This is a genomic window from bacterium (assembly GCA_030693425.1).
GTDB lineage: Bacteria > Patescibacteriota > Minisyncoccia > Minisyncoccales > GWA2-46-15 > GWA2-46-15.
Genome location: JAUYAM010000002.1, coordinates 250,860 through 265,451, shown reverse-complemented (window position 1 = coordinate 265,451; position 14,592 = coordinate 250,860). Strand labels below are relative to the sequence as shown.

At 47.5% G+C, this 14,592-nt stretch carries 23 protein-coding genes and 1 pseudogene; all 24 read left to right on the top strand.

What is annotated here, in order from left to right; all coding sequences use genetic code 11:
• Positions 1-56: 56 nt before the first annotated feature.
• The 24 genes and pseudogenes from rpsL to rplO all read left to right on the top strand — a co-directional run bounded on the left by rpsL (position 57) and on the right by rplO (position 14,590).
• A complete protein-coding gene (gene rpsL / locus Q8N16_01875) occupies positions 57-467 on the top strand; it encodes a 30S ribosomal protein S12 (GenBank protein MDP3093488.1) in 411 nt (136 codons plus the stop codon).
• An 8-nt stretch (positions 468-475) separates the two neighbouring features.
• The gene (rpsG, locus tag Q8N16_01870) at positions 476-940 is read left to right on the top strand and encodes a 30S ribosomal protein S7 (GenBank protein MDP3093487.1); all 465 of its coding nucleotides are present in this window, start codon (positions 476-478) and stop codon (positions 938-940) included.
• A gap of 96 nt (positions 941-1,036) precedes the next feature.
• Positions 1,037-3,145, top strand: coding sequence for an elongation factor G (fusA, locus tag Q8N16_01865; GenBank protein MDP3093486.1), 2,109 nt, complete (start codon positions 1,037-1,039; stop codon positions 3,143-3,145).
• A 75-nt stretch (positions 3,146-3,220) separates the two neighbouring features.
• Positions 3,221-4,420 carry an elongation factor Tu gene (tuf, locus tag Q8N16_01860; protein ID MDP3093485.1) on the top strand — a complete coding sequence of 400 codons (1,200 nt, stop codon included), beginning with the start codon at positions 3,221-3,223 and terminating at the stop codon, positions 4,418-4,420.
• 83 nt (positions 4,421-4,503) lie between these two features.
• On the top strand, positions 4,504-4,812 hold the full coding sequence (gene rpsJ, locus Q8N16_01855) for a 30S ribosomal protein S10 (protein ID MDP3093484.1): 309 nt from the start codon (positions 4,504-4,506) through the stop codon (positions 4,810-4,812).
• Between the two features lie 443 nt (positions 4,813-5,255).
• Positions 5,256-5,861, top strand: a complete 606-nt coding sequence (gene rplC / locus Q8N16_01850) for a 50S ribosomal protein L3 (protein ID MDP3093483.1) — start codon at positions 5,256-5,258, stop codon at positions 5,859-5,861.
• Positions 5,862-5,883: 22 nt separating this feature from the next.
• Entirely contained in the window at positions 5,884-6,543 is a 660-nt protein-coding gene (gene rplD / locus Q8N16_01845) for a 50S ribosomal protein L4 (protein ID MDP3093482.1), read from the top strand.
• 5 nt (positions 6,544-6,548) lie between these two features.
• Positions 6,549-6,953 (top strand): 50S ribosomal protein L23, encoded by a 405-nt coding sequence (gene rplW, locus Q8N16_01840; GenBank protein ID MDP3093481.1) that lies wholly within the window; start codon positions 6,549-6,551, stop codon positions 6,951-6,953.
• A gap of 3 nt (positions 6,954-6,956) precedes the next feature.
• Positions 6,957-7,733 (top strand): 50S ribosomal protein L2, encoded by a 777-nt coding sequence (gene rplB / locus Q8N16_01835; protein ID MDP3093480.1) that lies wholly within the window; start codon positions 6,957-6,959, stop codon positions 7,731-7,733.
• Positions 7,734-7,745: 12 nt separating this feature from the next.
• Entirely contained in the window at positions 7,746-8,105 is a 360-nt protein-coding gene (rpsS, locus tag Q8N16_01830) for a 30S ribosomal protein S19 (protein MDP3093479.1), read from the top strand.
• 20 nt (positions 8,106-8,125) lie between these two features.
• A pseudogene (gene rplV, locus Q8N16_01825) lies at positions 8,126-8,446 on the top strand (50S ribosomal protein L22).
• A 197-nt stretch (positions 8,447-8,643) separates the two neighbouring features.
• Entirely contained in the window at positions 8,644-9,309 is a 666-nt protein-coding gene (gene rpsC / locus Q8N16_01820; GenBank protein ID MDP3093478.1) for a 30S ribosomal protein S3, read from the top strand.
• Between the two features lie 113 nt (positions 9,310-9,422).
• A complete protein-coding gene (gene rplP, locus Q8N16_01815; protein ID MDP3093477.1) occupies positions 9,423-9,830 on the top strand; it encodes a 50S ribosomal protein L16 in 408 nt (135 codons plus the stop codon).
• Between the two features lie 119 nt (positions 9,831-9,949).
• The gene (gene rpmC, locus Q8N16_01810) at positions 9,950-10,159 is read left to right on the top strand and encodes a 50S ribosomal protein L29 (protein ID MDP3093476.1); all 210 of its coding nucleotides are present in this window, start codon (positions 9,950-9,952) and stop codon (positions 10,157-10,159) included.
• Between the two features lie 4 nt (positions 10,160-10,163).
• Positions 10,164-10,400: a 30S ribosomal protein S17 gene (gene rpsQ / locus Q8N16_01805; GenBank protein ID MDP3093475.1), complete on the top strand. Its 237-nt coding sequence runs from the start codon at positions 10,164-10,166 to the stop codon at positions 10,398-10,400.
• A 73-nt stretch (positions 10,401-10,473) separates the two neighbouring features.
• The gene (gene rplN / locus Q8N16_01800) at positions 10,474-10,845 is read left to right on the top strand and encodes a 50S ribosomal protein L14 (GenBank protein ID MDP3093474.1); all 372 of its coding nucleotides are present in this window, start codon (positions 10,474-10,476) and stop codon (positions 10,843-10,845) included.
• A 128-nt stretch (positions 10,846-10,973) separates the two neighbouring features.
• Positions 10,974-11,279 (top strand): 50S ribosomal protein L24, encoded by a 306-nt coding sequence (gene rplX / locus Q8N16_01795; protein ID MDP3093473.1) that lies wholly within the window; start codon positions 10,974-10,976, stop codon positions 11,277-11,279.
• Positions 11,280-11,358: 79 nt separating this feature from the next.
• Entirely contained in the window at positions 11,359-11,913 is a 555-nt protein-coding gene (gene rplE / locus Q8N16_01790) for a 50S ribosomal protein L5 (GenBank protein MDP3093472.1), read from the top strand.
• A 2-nt stretch (positions 11,914-11,915) separates the two neighbouring features.
• A complete protein-coding gene (locus Q8N16_01785) occupies positions 11,916-12,101 on the top strand; it encodes a type Z 30S ribosomal protein S14 (protein ID MDP3093471.1) in 186 nt (61 codons plus the stop codon).
• Between the two features lie 82 nt (positions 12,102-12,183).
• Complete coding sequence (rpsH, locus tag Q8N16_01780; protein MDP3093470.1) at positions 12,184-12,570, top strand: 30S ribosomal protein S8; 387 nt, start codon at positions 12,184-12,186, stop codon at positions 12,568-12,570.
• Positions 12,571-12,692: 122 nt separating this feature from the next.
• The gene (gene rplF / locus Q8N16_01775; GenBank protein ID MDP3093469.1) at positions 12,693-13,256 is read left to right on the top strand and encodes a 50S ribosomal protein L6; all 564 of its coding nucleotides are present in this window, start codon (positions 12,693-12,695) and stop codon (positions 13,254-13,256) included.
• A gap of 28 nt (positions 13,257-13,284) precedes the next feature.
• The gene (gene rplR, locus Q8N16_01770) at positions 13,285-13,635 is read left to right on the top strand and encodes a 50S ribosomal protein L18 (protein MDP3093468.1); all 351 of its coding nucleotides are present in this window, start codon (positions 13,285-13,287) and stop codon (positions 13,633-13,635) included.
• 12 nt (positions 13,636-13,647) lie between these two features.
• The gene (locus Q8N16_01765; protein ID MDP3093467.1) at positions 13,648-14,184 is read left to right on the top strand and encodes a 30S ribosomal protein S5; all 537 of its coding nucleotides are present in this window, start codon (positions 13,648-13,650) and stop codon (positions 14,182-14,184) included.
• Positions 14,153-14,590, top strand: coding sequence for a 50S ribosomal protein L15 (gene rplO / locus Q8N16_01760; GenBank protein ID MDP3093466.1), 438 nt, complete (start codon positions 14,153-14,155; stop codon positions 14,588-14,590). Before Q8N16_01765 ends, rplO begins: the two co-directional genes overlap by 32 nt.
• Positions 14,591-14,592 lie beyond the last annotated feature (2 nt).

The following is a 14,592-nucleotide window of genomic DNA, read 5'->3' as shown; positions in this document are numbered from 1 at the left end:
TAAAAAAATCATTTGCTATCCTTAACTTTGACTTTTAATTTTTGATTCCGGATCCTATGCCAACAATCCATCAGCTCGTAAAAAGGGGCAGAAAAAAGATTGCCAAAAAGGACAAGACGCCGGCTCTGACCTACGGTTTTAATGTTTTGAAAAATCGTCCCCAGGATTATTTTTCCCCCTTCAAAAGAGGCGTTTGCCTGAAGGTTTTCACGACGACTCCGAAAAAGCCAAACTCCGCTCTGAGAAAAGTGGCCAGAGTCCGCCTGACCAACGGCATGGAGGTCACCGCTTATATTCCCGGTGAAGGCCACAATCTTCAGGAGCACTCGGTCGTCGTCATCAGAGGCGGCCGGGTCAAAGACCTGCCCGGAGTCAGATATCACATAGTCAGGGGAATTTTGGACGCCGGCGGAGTGGAAAACCGCAAACAGGAAAGATCTAAATACGGAACAAAAACGCCTAAATAATTTTTATTATGAGAGGAAAAGTAACTAAACGCGAAATCGAGCCGGATCTCAGCTACAACAACGTTCTGGTTGCAAAATTGATCAACCAGGTGATGCGTCGGGGAAAAAAGACGGTGGCGGTTAAAATCGTCTACCGGGCCTTCGAGATCATAAAAGAAAAGACGAAAAAGGAGCCCCTCGAGGTTTTTGAAGAAGCTCTGAAAAACGCCGCTCCTTTATTGGAAGTCAAGCCCAAAAGAGTGGGAGGAGCGACCTATCAGGTTCCAGTCGAGGTCAAGGGCGACAGAAAAATCACTTTGGCGATGCGCTGGATCATCAAAGCGGCCAAGTCCAAGAAAGGAAAGCCGATGGCGGAAAAACTGTCCGAAGAGCTAATTTTAGCAGCCAACAACGAAGGCGCCGCCGTCAAAAAGAAGATTGATACTCACCGGATGGCCGAGGCCAACCGAGCTTTTGCCCATTTTGCCCGATAACTAACCTAGTATTTAGTATCTAGTATTTTGTATTTAGTATTATTTAATATTCGGATACTAGATACTAGATACCAAATACAAGATACAAGTTTTGAAATGCCTAGACTCTATCCTTTAGAAAGAATCCGCAACATCGGTATTATCGCCCATATTGATGCCGGCAAGACTACCACCACCGAGACGCTTTTGTATTACACCGGCAAAACCCACAAAATCGGTAATATCGACGAGGGCTCGACGCAAATGGACTGGATGGCTCAAGAAAGGGAAAGGGGGATCACCATCACCTCGGCGGCGACCACCTGTTTTTGGAAAACAAAGATTCTGAACTTCGGCCCCTTAGGCAAAGACGACTTTCGGATCAATATTATCGATACTCCCGGACACATTGATTTTACGGCCGAGGTCCAGAGATCTTTGAGAGTTTTGGACGGAGCCGTGGTCGTTTTTGACGGCAAAGAAGGAGTCCAGCCCCAGTCGGAAACGGTCTGGAGGCAGGCAGACAGATACAACGTTTCCAGGATGTGCTATATCAACAAACTCAATCTGACCGGCGGTAATTTCTACGAGAGCGTCGATTCCATCCGTAACAGATTAACGCCCAGCGCCTCGCCGATCCAGCTGCCGATCGGGTCGGAGGGGAATCTTTGTGGGGTCGTCGATCTGATAACGAGAAAAGCTTTTGTCTATGCGGACGACCAGGGATTGGAAATGAAAGAAGTGCCCATCCCAGAAGACATGAAAAAGCTGGTTGAAAAATACCGAGCCGAACTGATAGAAAGAACGGTTGAAGCTGACGACGAACTGGTTGAGAAATTCCTTTCAGACAATATTCTGACCGAAGAAGAGCTTCTTTTAGCCATCAGGAAGTCGACTCTGTCTGGGAAGTTTTTTCCGATTTTAGGAGGAGACGGCCGCAAAATTATGGCAGAGACTATTTTGGACGCCGTTATCCAGTTTCTGCCTTCTCCCTTGGATCTGCCACCGGTAAAAGGCATAGATCCTAAAACCGGCCAGGAAGTAGAAAGAAAAGCTTCTGACGAGGAGCCTTTTGCCGCCCTGGCTTTTAAGATCGCAAATGACCCTTACGTCGGCACCCTGACGTTTTTCAGAGTCTATTCGGGAAAACTGACCAGGGGATCCTATGTTTTAAATACCAGCACCAGGGACAAGGAAAGAATCGGCAGAATTTTAAGAATGCACGCCAATGAAAGGGAGGAAGTCGAGGAAATCTATGCCGGCGAGATCGGGGCCACCGTCGGCCTGAAAACTACCTCCACCGGCCACACTCTTTGCGACGAAGATCACCCGATAGTTCTGGAGAATATCACGTTTCCAGAACCTGTTATTTCCGTCAGGATTGAGCCGAAAACAAAAGCTGACCAGGAGAAAATGGGCACGGCCCTGAAACGCCTGTCAGACGAGGACCCGACCTTTAAAGTCAAGGGAGATATGGAAACAGGGGAGACTATCATTTCCGGCATGGGAGAGTTGCACCTTGAGATTATCGTCGACAGGATGAAGCGGGAGTTTAGCGTCGAGGCCAACGTCGGCCGCCCCCAAGTCGCTTACCGGGAAACGATCAGGATTGAGGCTGAAGCTGAGGGTAGGTACATCAAGCAGTCTGGCGGCCGTGGCCAGTACGGCCACGTCTGGCTGAAAGCCAAGCCCAGAGAGTCCGGTCAAGGATTCGAGTTTATCAACGACATCAGAGGCGGAATCATTCCTCAGGAATACATTCCGGCGGTTGAAAAAGGAGTCAAGGAAGCCATGGAAAAAGGAGTCGTCGCCGGCTACCCGATGGTTGATCTGGAAGTCAGCCTTTACGATGGTTCTTTTCACGAAGTCGATTCTTCGGAGCTCGCTTTTAAGATCGCTTCGATCCAGGCTTTCCAAGAAGTTGCCAAAAGGGCAAAGCCGGTCCTTTTGGAGCCGATCATGAAAATCGAGATAATCTGTCCCAAAAACTTTTTCAGCGAGGTCATCGGCAATTTCAATTCCAAGAGAGGCCAGATTAAGGAAACTTCGGATCGCCTTGAATCAAAGATTATCGACGGCGAGGTTCCCTTGTCGGAAATGTTCGGCTACGCCACTTCTTTGAGGTCTCTGACCGAGGGCCGGGGAACTTTCACCATGGAATTCTTCCATTACCAGGAAATGCCCCAGAACATCGCTCGGGAGATTATTGAGGGGAAGAGACGGTAGAAGTTCTTGCCAGTCCTTGACTATTTTGTTAAAGTTAATAAAATAATAACAGCATAACTAATTCATAAAAAAATCATGGCAGAAAAAGAAAAGTTTGAGAGGTCAAAGCCTCACGTAAACGTCGGCACCATCGGTCACGTCGACCATGGGAAAACGACATTAACGGCCGCCATCCTCAAGGTGCTGAACCTCAAGGGTTTTAAGGCGACCAAGAAAGGCGTCAACGAAATTGACTCGGCTCCGGAAGAAAGAGCCAGAGGCGTTACGATCAATGTTTGTCACGTTGAATACGAGTCTGATATCCGTCATTATGCCCACATTGACTGTCCGGGCCATGCAGACTACATCAAGAATATGATCACCGGGGCGGCCCAGATGGACGGCGCCATTCTGGTGGTTTCGGCTCCCGATGGCCCCATGCCTCAGACGAGAGAGCACATTCTTTTGGCCCGCCAGGTAGGATTGCCGGCTTTGGTCGTTTTTCTGAACAAGGTTGACGCTGTCGATGAGCCGGAGATCATTGATTTGGTGGAATCTGAAGTCAGAGAACTGTTGAACAAATACGGTTATCCTGGAGACAAGGTTCCGATTATCAGGGGGTCGGCCTTAAAAGCTCTTGACGTCACTTCTGTCGACGACCAGTGGGCCAAAGGGATCTTGGACCTGGTCAAAGCTCTTGACGAAGCGATTCCAGAACCGGTTAGAGAAACCAGCAAGCCTTTCCTGATGTCTATTGAAGACGTCTTTACGATTGAAGGAAGAGGAACCGTGGCCACCGGCAGAATTGAAAGAGGCAAAGTCAAGGCTAACGACGAAGTCGAGCTGCTGGGATTGAAGCCGACTATCAAGACCACGGCCGTCAGCGTCGAGATGTTTCAGAAGATTCTTGACGAGGGCATTGCCGGAGACAACGTCGGCGTCCTTTTGAGAGGCTTGAAAAAAGAGGAAGTCCAGAGAGGCCAGGTTTTGGCAGCTCCAGGAACGATCACTCCCCATACCGATTTTGACGCAGAAGTTTACATTTTAACCAAGGAAGAAGGCGGCCGCCACACCCCGTTCTTTACCGGCTATAAGCCCCAATTCTTTTTTAGGACCACCGATGTCACCGGCGACGTCACCTTGCCCGAGGGAACGGAAATGGTTATGCCCGGAGACACCGTCAACGTTAAGGTTAAGCTGATTACGGCCGTCGCCATGGAAGAGAAACAACGGTTTGCCATCAGAGAAGGAGGACATACGGTCGGCGCTGGCGTCATCACCAAAATTACGAAGTAAACTTTCAGTCCAGAGAATTACCTTAACAACAGTTTTATCCGGTAATGGCAACCAAAACCAAAGCTTCAGAAAAAACGGAAACTATTGAAGTGCCGAGATTGCGCATCAGGCTGCGCGCTTACGATCACAAGATACTCGACGCCAGCTGCCGTCAGATTGTTGAAACTGCCCAGAGATTCGAGGTCAAGATAAGGGGCCCGATTCCTTTGCCAACCGAGATCAGAAAATACACCGTCAACCGCTCGACTTTCGTCCACAAGGACAGCCGGGAACAGTTTGAAATGAGAGTCCACAAAAGGCTGATTGACATCTTAGAGCCGGGACAGAAAGTGATCGATGCCCTGACAAATCTCAATCTGCCCACCGGAGTGGATATCGAGATAAAAATGTAAAGTCCGCTGAACTAACGCTGAACTAGACGCGGAACGACGCTGAACCGCGTGCGCGAGAAACTCTTTACTTAAAAAGATTTTTGTTTTATGATGGTAAAACAAATTGAAACAGCATTTTAAAGAAAAGCGTAAATAAACTAGTCTGCGGAAAGCTGGGCTAGCGCCCAGTTTTTCGTTGCCCCGTAGGAAATGATTATGTTTTCGTTGTTTCTCGAACCAGAGATTTAGAGATAATTGACTTTAATCTTTCGGAGTAACCAAGAGAGATTATTTCAAAAACATAATAAATAAATATTTTCTTTTCAATCTAATTCTTATCAAATGAAACAAACCTTGCTTTATACAAACAGTCGGTTAAGAAATTTAACGGAAAATATTTAATTTCCTACGGGGTTGCCAGTTTCAGCGTTAATCAGCGTTTAGATCAGCGAAAATCAGCGGTTATGAAATTCATTCTCGGAAAGAAAATCGACATGACCCAGATATTCGACGAAGGAAAAGTGGTTCCGGTGACTTTGATTGAAGCAGGCCCCTGCCAGATACTCCAGGTTAAAAGCAGAGACAAAGACGGATATTCATCTTTTCAGCTGGGTTTTGAGAAAATCACTAAAGCAAAGAAGATTAAAAAAACGATGAAAGGAAAAGAGTTCAGGCACATCCGTGAGTTCAGGGTCCCTGAAGCAGAAATTAAGAATTACAAGACAGGAGACAGTTTAGAAGCAGGAATTTTCAGCGAAGGCGACAAAGTCAGGGTTTCCGGAATCTCCAAAGGCAAAGGAACAGCCGGAGCCGTCAAAATGTGGGGATTCAAAGGCAGACTGTCTGCCACTCACGGGACCAAGCACGAGTTAAGAACTTTGGGATCTACCGGATCCAGCGGTGCCGGCCGGGTTGTCAAGGGCAGGAAAATGCCGGGAAGAATGGGAGCAGAAAGAGTGACCGTCAAAAACCTGAAAATCGTCAAGATTGATAAAGAGAATAATATCATAGCGGTCAAGGGAGCGGTTCCGGGAAGAAGAGGCACTTTGTTAGAAATAAAAGGAGTATAAAAACAGACCATTACGTAAAGTTATGTTCGTCAAAGTCTACAACCAGAGCGGAGAAGAGACTGGAAAGACCTTACTGCCCAAAGGCGTTTTTGACGTCAAGCTTAATTCTGATTTGCTGTGGCAGGTGGCGAGGTCCCAAAGCGCAAATAAAAGACAGGGGTCGGCCCACACTAAAACCAAGGGCGAGGTCAGGGGCGGCGGCAGAAAACCCTGGCGGCAGAAAGGAACTGGCAGGTCCCGCCACAGCTCAATCAGATCTCCTTTGTGGCGCGGCGGAGGCGTAATCTTTGGCCCGAGGAACGACAAGGTCTGGAAGCAGAAGATTAACAAAAAGATGGCCAGGAAAGCCGTTCTGATGGCTCTTTCGACAAAGGCCAGGCAGGGAGATTTGATCGTTCTGGAAAGTTTGAATATCAGCGGGCCCAAAACCAGAGAAGTTTCCAAAATAATTTCTGATTTGAGGGGAAGAATCGCCGATTTCCACAAGGGGAAAGTTCTGGTCGTTCTGCCTGTATTAGACAAGAATTTCATCCGGGCTTCCAGGAACATTCCGGGATTGGAGACGGTCGGTCTTGGCAACCTCAGCGCCCTGAAAATCCTTTCTTTTAAATATTTGCTGGCGACGAAAGAGTCAATATCGGCATTTAAAAGGGCGTTTTCAAAAAAGGATGAAGCTGAATAACCAATATGATATTCGAAAGATTTTTTAAAAAACTAAAAAGGGCAAAAAAGGCGGAAAAACCTTTGCCGAAGAAAACACTGGAGCCAGAAAAACCCAAAGAGCAGTCGGCTGTTTCCAAGATGAGAGTTTTCGACGGCTCAGCGATTTTGTTCTCGCCCCACGTCACCGAGAAAGCCACTCTTCTTTCAAAAGACAATCAGTACGTTTTCAAAGTCTTTCCCGCAGCCAACAAAATCGAGATCAGGAAAGCGGTCGAGTCTCTGTACAAAGTCAAGGTAATCGGAGTAAGGATTATCAAGGTGGGCGCCAAGAAAAGAAGGCTGGGCAAGGTTCAGGGCTGGAAAAAAGGCTACAAGAAAGCGATTATCCAGGTGAAACCGGGCCAAAAGATCGAGGCGGCCACGGTCTAAACTATGTATAAAGAATTAGATAAAAAAGAACCGGAAAAGAGACTGCTGAAGTTTCTAAGAAGGAGAGGCGGACGCGGCTACGGCGGCAGGATTTGCGTCCGCCACCGGGGCGGCGGAGCAAAAAGGCTTTACCGAATTTTGGATTTCGGCCAGGAAAAAATCGGTCTTTCGGCCAAAGTTTTGTCTCTGGAATACGATCCTTTCAGAACTGCTTTTATCGCCCTTTTGGAGTATGAGGACAAGGACAAGAGGTACGTGATCGCTCCCCAGGGCTTGAAAGTTGGAGACGAAGTGCTTATAAAAGACAATGCCGAGATAAAATCGGGCAACCGCTTGCGGCTTAAGAACGTTCCGGTCGGAATCACGGTTTTTAACATTGAACTGGAGCCGGGCAGGGGCGGGAAACTGGTCAGGTCCGCGGGTAATAATGCCACCGTCTTAGCCCAGGAAGGCGGGTTGACCCATTTGGTTATGCCTTCGAGAGAAACCAGGAAGATTCTCGACGACTGTTTTGCCACCGTGGGAGCTGTTTCCCACGGAGAGCATATGTTTAAAAATGTTGGCAAGGCAGGCACTAATCGTAGAAAAGGAATTAGGCCGACGGTCAGAGGATCAGCCATGAATCCGCCCGACCATCCCCACGGCGGCGGCGAGGGCAAAACCCCGATCGGCTTGAAATATCCGAAAACTCCTTGGGGAAAACCGGCAAAAGGAGTCAAGACCAGGAAAGGAAAGAAGAGATCTGACAGATTTATTATCGAAAGAAGAAAGAAAAAATAATATAATATAAAAATGTCGCGCAGTTTAAAAAAAGGTCCATATATCGATGAAAAGCTGCTGGCCAAGATCAAGGCTTTAAAGCCCGAGGCCAGAGAGATAATCAAAACTTGGTCGAGGAGAGCGACTATTTGCCCGGAGATGATCGGTTTTACCTTCGGAGTCCACAACGGCAAAGAATTCATTCCGATTCAGATTACCGAGGAAATGGTCGGCCATCATCTTGGCGAGTTTTCTCCAAGCACGAAGTTTTCCCGCCACGGCGGCAGGATGCAGAGAGAGCTGGAGGCCAAAGCAACAGAAACAGAAGCGGCTAAGGTGCAGGCAGCGAAGGAAACGGAAGCCAAGCCAGCAGCAGGGAAACCGACTAAGTAATAAAACTTGTTAAATACAACGTGCAGGTCATCGCCAAACTAAAACATTTGAGAATAGCTCCGCGCAAGCTCAGGCTGGTTGCCGATTTAATCCGTGGAAAAGAAGTCGTCAAAGCCCAGGCAGAGCTTTCATTTCTGAACAAGAGGGGCGCCAGGCCTTTTCTCGGCCTTTTGAACTCGGCCGTTGCCAACGCCAGGAATAATTTTCAACTCGACGGAAAAAACCTTTATCTGGCCAAGGTTCTGGTTGACGAGGGTCCAAAATTAAAGAGGTGGCGGCCCAGAGCCCGCGGCCGGGCTTCCCCGATTCAGAAAAAAACCTCGCACCTGACGATCGTCCTTGACTTAAAGCGGGGAGTCGCAGAAAAGAAAGCCAGGAAACCAGAGGTCTTAAAAAAGGAAGAATTAAAAGCAAAGCCCAGAATAGCCAAAGAAAAAATAATGTCAGACAAGCCAAGGCTAAAAGCAGAGCCAGCAAAGCCCAAAACGCCGGCCGGAGCCAAAAGGTTTTTTAGAAGAAAAGCGTTTTAAATTTATACATGACGCATAAAACCCACCCTAAAGTTTTAAGGATAAGAGGCATTGACGGCTGGGAGTCCAAGGGATTTTACGGAAAGCGTTTCCCTAGATTTTTAGAGGAAGACTTTTTTATAAGGAAGTTTTTGGTAAAGAAGCTTGAAGAGGCCGGGATTGAGAGCGTCAAGATAGAAAGGTTTCCGGGCAAAGTCAACGTTATCGTCAAAAGTGCCAGGCCGGGCTTGATCATCGGCCGGGGCGGCAGCGGCGCCGAAGAGCTAAAAAAGGAATTGAAACAAAAACTAATCGCCCTGAAAAAAAGGAAAAGAGAGAAAGCCGAGATCGCCGACATCAGAATCGAGATCCAGGAGGTGAAGAATCCCTGGACCTCGGCTCCTCTGATCGGGCAGGCGATTGCCAGGCAGATTATCAAAAGGGTTCCGTTCAGGAGAGTAATGAAGCAGGCTTTGGGAAACGTCATGGAGAACAAGGAAATCAAGGGGGCAAAAATTGAGATGGCCGGGCGTCTTGACGGCAACGAGATCGCCAGGAGAGAATGGCTCAAGAAAGGAAAATTGCCGCGCCAGACCTTGAGAGCCGACATTGACTATGCCCACACTTCGGCTTTCTGTACCTACGGAGCCATCGGCATAAAGGTCTGGCTTTATAAGGGAGAAAGATTTGAGTGATTTAGATTAGCGTCTGTTTTGCGTTTTGTTTCGCGTCGGTTCTGCGTCCATAACAACTGTTTCGCGAAACTGACGCAGAACTTCACGCAGAACTGACGCAAAATAAAAAAGCAATGCTACTACCTAAAAAAGTAAAACATCGCAAATGGCATAGGGGCAGATCTCGGGGGATAGAAAACAGGGCGACCGAGCTGGCCTTCGGATCCTATGGCTTAAAAAGCCTTGGTACCTGCTGGATTTCCAGCCGCCAGATAGAAGCTGGCAGAAGGGCCATTTTGCGCTATTTTAAAAAAGGTGGCAAGATGTGGATAAGGATATTTCCCGACAAACCGGTGACCACTAAGGGAAACGAAGTTTCTTTGGGAGGCGGCAAAGGCGGAGTCGACCACTATGTTTTTCCGATCAGGCCGGGCCGCTTGATTTTCGAGATTGACGGCATTGACGAGGAAGCCGCCCGCAAAGCCCTGAAAACTGCCGGAGACAAATTGCCGATCAAGACAAAGTTTGTTAAGAAGACATAAAACAAAATAAGATTTTTTCGCGTCAATTCGCTTTCTTATTTGTGTAATTTTGCGTAAAAACTGTTCCACGCGAATCAACGCGAAAAAGAACACGAATAAACGCGAAAATTGTCGTCATAATGAAAGCATCACAGAAAATAAATGAATGGAGCCATACTCCGGACGAAGCCCTGAAAGCCGATCTCCGGAGTCTGAAAGAAAAACAGCGGTCCCTGCGGTTTTTGCTGGTTTCCGGCAAGCTGAAAAACGTCTGCGAGGTCAGAGAGTTGAGAAAAGACATTGCGAGGATCTCAACGGTTTTGAAACAGAAGTCTAAAAAAGAGGAGTAATTTCATGCCAAAACGCCAACTAACAGGAAAAATTGTTTCCGATAAAATGTCAAAGACCATCGTAGTTCGAGTTGAGCGGCAGAAGTTATACCCGAAATACAAAGCGAGATACAGAGTGTCAAAAAAATACAAAGCCCACGTAGATAACAAAGACTACCGGGTCGGCGACAGGGTCGTTATTGAGGAAACCCGGCCGATGTCTAAAGATAAAAGATGGAGAGTTATTAAGAAAATCATTTAAACATATTAACATTTAAACATTCTAACAATCAGAAATGTTAAAATGTTAGGATGCTAGAATGTTAAAATGAAGTATGATTCAACTGTTAACCAATTTAAAAGTGGCCGACAACAGCGGCGCCAAAGTCATCGAATGTATCCAGGTCAGGGGCGGCTCAAAGCGAAAGTGCGGAGCCATCGGCGACGTCATCGTCGCCGTCGTCAAGGAAGCCGAGCCCCGGAGGCTGGTGAAAAAGCACGAAATCGTCAAAGCGGTGATCGTCAGGCAGAAAAAGGCTTTTCGCCGGAAGGACGGCAGCTACGTTCGTTTTGACGAGAACTCGGCGGTCATTCTTGAAGGCGCGACCAAGGATCCCAAGGGCGGTAGGATTTTCGGGCCTATCCCTAAGGAAATAAAGGAAAGAGGCTATGATAAAATCGCCAACATGGCAGAAGAGATAGTTTGAAACGATTTTTGCGTCAGTTTTGCGTGAGGTTCTGCGTCAGTTTCGCGAGAAATGCTTTGCTACGCCGCAGAACTGACGCGAAACAAAGACGCAGAACAGACGCGAAATATAAGCGATAATTAAACTCAATGAGAATAAAGAAAGGAGATCAAGTCATTATTATTTCCGGCAAGGACAGATCGAAGAAAGGCAAAGTTCTCAAGGTTTTCCCAAAAGAAAATCGGGTTTTGGTCGAGGGCCTGAACCTGAGGAAAAAGCATTTAAAGCCGAAGAAGTCCGGGGAAAAGGGGGAAACGATCCAGGTTTCTGTTCCCCTGGATGCTTCTAATGTGAAATTCGTCTGCCCGAAGTGCAGCCAGCCGGCCAGGCTGGGCTATAAATTAACGGAGAAAAAGAAATTTAGAGTTTGTAAAAAGTGCAATCAGGAAATATGATTTAGCGTCTAGTGAGTTAGCGTCTAGGGGATAGTAATTAAACTAGACGCTAGAAACTAGACCCTAAAAAACTAAACATATGCGTTTCAAAGAAAGATATCAAAAGGAAGTAATTCCTAAAATGATGGAAAAATTCGGCTATCAAAATAAGATGGCTGTTCCTAGAATTGAAAAGGCGGTGGTCAATACCGGTTTCGGCAAGCAGGTGGCCGGCCTTTCCGGCGAAGAAAATAAGAAGTTTTGCCAGGCGGTCCTGGACGACTTGGCTTCGATCTGCGGCCAGAAAGGGGTTCTGACCTTTTCCAAGAAGTCGATTGCTTCTTTTAAATTGAGGGAAGGAGTCGCCATCGGCGCCAAGGTGACTTTGAGGGGAGAGAAGCTGGCAGATTTTATCGACCGCCTGATCAGGGTCGCGTTGCCGAGATCGCGGGATTTCCGGGGCATTGATCCGAAAAGCCTGGACAAAGAGGGAAATTTGAGCCTCGGTCTAAAGGAACAGATCATTTTTCCCGAAGTTTCTCCGGAAAGCGCCAAAAAGATTTTCGGCTTGGAAATCGCCATTGCGACCACGGCCAAAACAAGAGAAGAGAGTCTCGAGCTGTTAAGATTATTGGGGTTTCCAATTAAGTCATAAATATGGCAACCGAAGCCCAAATCGCAAAATCTAACAAAAAGCCAAAGTTTAAGACCCGGATTGTCAGGAGGTGTTGGCGGTGCGGCAGGAAAAGGGGATTTATGAGGGATTTTGGCCTTTGCCGGATTTGTTTTCGGGAAGCGGCCAGCCTCGGACAAATCCCCGGAATTACAAAGTCATCGTGGTGAAAAAATGGCGTCTAGGGATTAGCGTCTAGGGACTAGTTGAAACTAGACGCTAGAAGCTAGCCGCTGAATAACTGCAAAAAATATGGATCCTATTGCCCAAATGTTAAACGGAATCAAGAACGCCCAGGCGGCTTCCAGAGAGACGGTTTCTTTTGCTTTTTCCAATTTTAAGCACGAACTTTTGAAAATTTTGGAGAAATTCCATTTTGTCGGCAAGGTGGAAAAGAAAGGGAGAGGCGCAAAAAAGACGCTCGAAGTCGCTTTAAAATATGAAAACGGCTTGCCCGCGGTTTCTGGATTTAAAAAGATTTCTAAATCCAGCCAGCGGATTTATCTTGGAGCAAAGAGAATAAAGTCGACGAAAAGGGGATCGGGCATCGTCGTTGTTTCAACTTCAAAGGGGCTGATGCCGGTTTTTGAGGCAAAGAAAAAGAATCTCGGCGGAGAAGTTATCTGCGAGATATGGTAATAAAAAACCAGTTAATTTTGCGTAGTTCTGCGTACGGTTCTGCGTCAGTTCTGCGATAAGGGCACTGTTTTCACGCAAAACTGACGCGAAACAAAACGCTAAACAGACGCAGAAAAACTTATATGTCCAGGGTAGGCAAAAAATTAATTCTAATTCCTGCTGGAGTGAAGGTAGAAATAAAAGGCCAGGACGTTTCGGTGGCCGGCCCAAAAGGCCAGCTCGGCTTTAAGGTTCCGGACGGCGTCATCGCCGAAATCAAAGACGGCAGCCTTTCATTTTCTTTGGAGAGCAAGATCGAGAAAAGGAGGCTAAAAAAGATTCCGGCTCTTTGGGGATTAGCCAGGAATCATATCGCCAACCTGATCGAAGGCGTGGTCAATGGCTACCAAAAGGCTTTGGAATTCGAGGGCTTGGGCTACCGGGCTCAGATAGAGAATGGCGATCTTGTCTTGTGGGTCGGTTTCAGTCATCCTTTAAGAGTCAAAAAGGCAGAGGGGATCGAATTCAGCGTCGAGAAGAACGTCATTAGGATTTCCGGCATTGACAAAAGCCTGGTCGGCCAGACGGCGGCTAAAATCCGCAAGCTCCGCCCGCCCGACGCCTATAAAGCCAAGGGCATTCGCTATTTTGGCGAGGTAATTAAGAAAAAGGCTGGCAAGAAAGCAACCACCGCCACGACGAAGTAGCGAGTAGCTAGTATTTAGTATCTAGTATATGGATATAAAAGAAACGAGGCAAAAACGAATAAGGAGAAAATTACGAGTAAGGGCGAAAGTTTTTGGGACATCGGAACGGCCGCGGCTTTCGGTTTTCCGGTCGATCGCCCACATTTATGCCCAACTAGTTGACGATGAAAAGGGCAAGACTGTTGTTTCTGCTTCCGATTTTGGACTGGGCAAGAAGGCGGGCAAAACCCTGCAGGCAGGAGAAGTCGGCAGACTGATCGCCAAAAAGGCTCTAGGTAAGAAAATCAAGAAAGTCGTTTTCGACAGGGGCGGTTTCAAGTATCACGGCCGGGTGAAAGCCTTGGCCGAAGGCGCCAGGAAAGCCGGTTTAAAGTTTTAACCCTTAAAACCAATGATTGTTCCAAACAGAGGAGAAAGAAGAACGGGATTTGCCAGAGGCTCTTTTTCAAAGCCGGTTTCCGAATTCGACTCAAAACTCCTGGACCTGGCTAGAGTCACCAGGGTGACGGCCGGAGGCAAGCACATGAGATTCAGGGCGGTGGTCGTGGCCGGCAACAAGAAAGGAAAGGTCGGGGTCGGGGTTTCAAAAGGTTCTGACGTCCAGCAGGCGGTAGAAAAAGCCACCAGGATTGCCCGCAAACATCTGATCGAGGTTCCGATAGTCAACGACACCATTCCCCACGAAGTTTTTGCCAAATACGGGCCGGCCAGGATTCTGCTCAAGCCTCAGCGCCAGGGGCGGGGATTAGTTGCCGGAGGAACAATCCGGACGATCTGTCTTTTGGCCGGGATCAAGAACATTTCTTCAAAGATTTTAGGAAGAACCGGAAACAAGTTGAATAACGCCAGGGCGACGATCGAGGCCCTGGAAAAGCTGAGAATTAAGAAAACCAAAAATGCAACTGCACCAGCTGAAGCCAAATCATAAACCAAAAAGGGGGAAAAGAATCGGCCGGGGCGGGAAAAAAGGCACTTATTCGGGAAAAGGCATCAAAGGGCAAAATTCCCGTTCTGGCAGGCTCTTGAAACCGCTCATCAGGGATGTCATCAAGAGGTATCCAAAACTCAGGGGCCACAGATCGATAGTCAGGCCCAGATTTAGGATTTCCTTGAATTTGAGCGAGATCGACAAGTCTTTTAAAGACGGCGAGGCGGTCACTTTGAAAGCCCTGGCTCAAAAAGGGCTGGTTTCGTTTTTAGGGAAGAAAACTCCGGAAATTAAGATTCTGGGGCAGGGCGAGCTGACCAGAACTTTGAATTTTGAAGGTTTTCGGTTTTCCAGGTCTGCCCAAGAAAAAATCAAGAAAGCCGGAGGCAGCATTGAAACTAAGTAAAA

What these genes read in the sequence shown, in the direction of transcription:
- rplN (MDP3093474.1), top strand. Translation starts at nt 10,474, where the DNA reads ATGATTCAACTGTTAACCAATTTAAAAGTGGCCGACAACAGCGGCGCC.
- rplD (MDP3093482.1), top strand. Translation starts at nt 5,884, where the DNA reads ATGTTCGTCAAAGTCTACAACCAGAGCGGAGAAGAGACTGGAAAGACC.
- rpsL (MDP3093488.1), top strand. Translation starts at nt 57, where the DNA reads ATGCCAACAATCCATCAGCTCGTAAAAAGGGGCAGAAAAAAGATTGCC.
- Q8N16_01785 (MDP3093471.1), top strand. Translation starts at nt 11,916, where the DNA reads ATGGCAACCGAAGCCCAAATCGCAAAATCTAACAAAAAGCCAAAGTTT.
- rplW (MDP3093481.1), top strand. Translation starts at nt 6,549, where the DNA reads ATGATATTCGAAAGATTTTTTAAAAAACTAAAAAGGGCAAAAAAGGCG.
- rpsQ (MDP3093475.1), top strand. Translation starts at nt 10,164, where the DNA reads ATGCCAAAACGCCAACTAACAGGAAAAATTGTTTCCGATAAAATGTCA.
- rpsS (MDP3093479.1), top strand. Translation starts at nt 7,746, where the DNA reads ATGTCGCGCAGTTTAAAAAAAGGTCCATATATCGATGAAAAGCTGCTG.
- rplX (MDP3093473.1), top strand. Translation starts at nt 10,974, where the DNA reads ATGAGAATAAAGAAAGGAGATCAAGTCATTATTATTTCCGGCAAGGAC.
- Q8N16_01765 (MDP3093467.1), top strand. Translation starts at nt 13,648, where the DNA reads ATGATTGTTCCAAACAGAGGAGAAAGAAGAACGGGATTTGCCAGAGGC.
- rplE (MDP3093472.1), top strand. Translation starts at nt 11,359, where the DNA reads ATGCGTTTCAAAGAAAGATATCAAAAGGAAGTAATTCCTAAAATGATG.
- rplR (MDP3093468.1), top strand. Translation starts at nt 13,285, where the DNA reads ATGGATATAAAAGAAACGAGGCAAAAACGAATAAGGAGAAAATTACGA.
- rpsH (MDP3093470.1), top strand. Translation starts at nt 12,184, where the DNA reads ATGGATCCTATTGCCCAAATGTTAAACGGAATCAAGAACGCCCAGGCG.
- rplO (MDP3093466.1), top strand. Translation starts at nt 14,153, where the DNA reads ATGCAACTGCACCAGCTGAAGCCAAATCATAAACCAAAAAGGGGGAAA.
- tuf (MDP3093485.1), top strand. Translation starts at nt 3,221, where the DNA reads ATGGCAGAAAAAGAAAAGTTTGAGAGGTCAAAGCCTCACGTAAACGTC.
- rplC (MDP3093483.1), top strand. Translation starts at nt 5,256, where the DNA reads ATGAAATTCATTCTCGGAAAGAAAATCGACATGACCCAGATATTCGAC.
- rpsC (MDP3093478.1), top strand. Translation starts at nt 8,644, where the DNA reads ATGACGCATAAAACCCACCCTAAAGTTTTAAGGATAAGAGGCATTGAC.
- rplP (MDP3093477.1), top strand. Translation starts at nt 9,423, where the DNA reads ATGCTACTACCTAAAAAAGTAAAACATCGCAAATGGCATAGGGGCAGA.
- fusA (MDP3093486.1), top strand. Translation starts at nt 1,037, where the DNA reads ATGCCTAGACTCTATCCTTTAGAAAGAATCCGCAACATCGGTATTATC.
- rplB (MDP3093480.1), top strand. Translation starts at nt 6,957, where the DNA reads ATGTATAAAGAATTAGATAAAAAAGAACCGGAAAAGAGACTGCTGAAG.
- rpsG (MDP3093487.1), top strand. Translation starts at nt 476, where the DNA reads ATGAGAGGAAAAGTAACTAAACGCGAAATCGAGCCGGATCTCAGCTAC.
- rplF (MDP3093469.1), top strand. Translation starts at nt 12,693, where the DNA reads ATGTCCAGGGTAGGCAAAAAATTAATTCTAATTCCTGCTGGAGTGAAG.
- rpmC (MDP3093476.1), top strand. Translation starts at nt 9,950, where the DNA reads ATGAAAGCATCACAGAAAATAAATGAATGGAGCCATACTCCGGACGAA.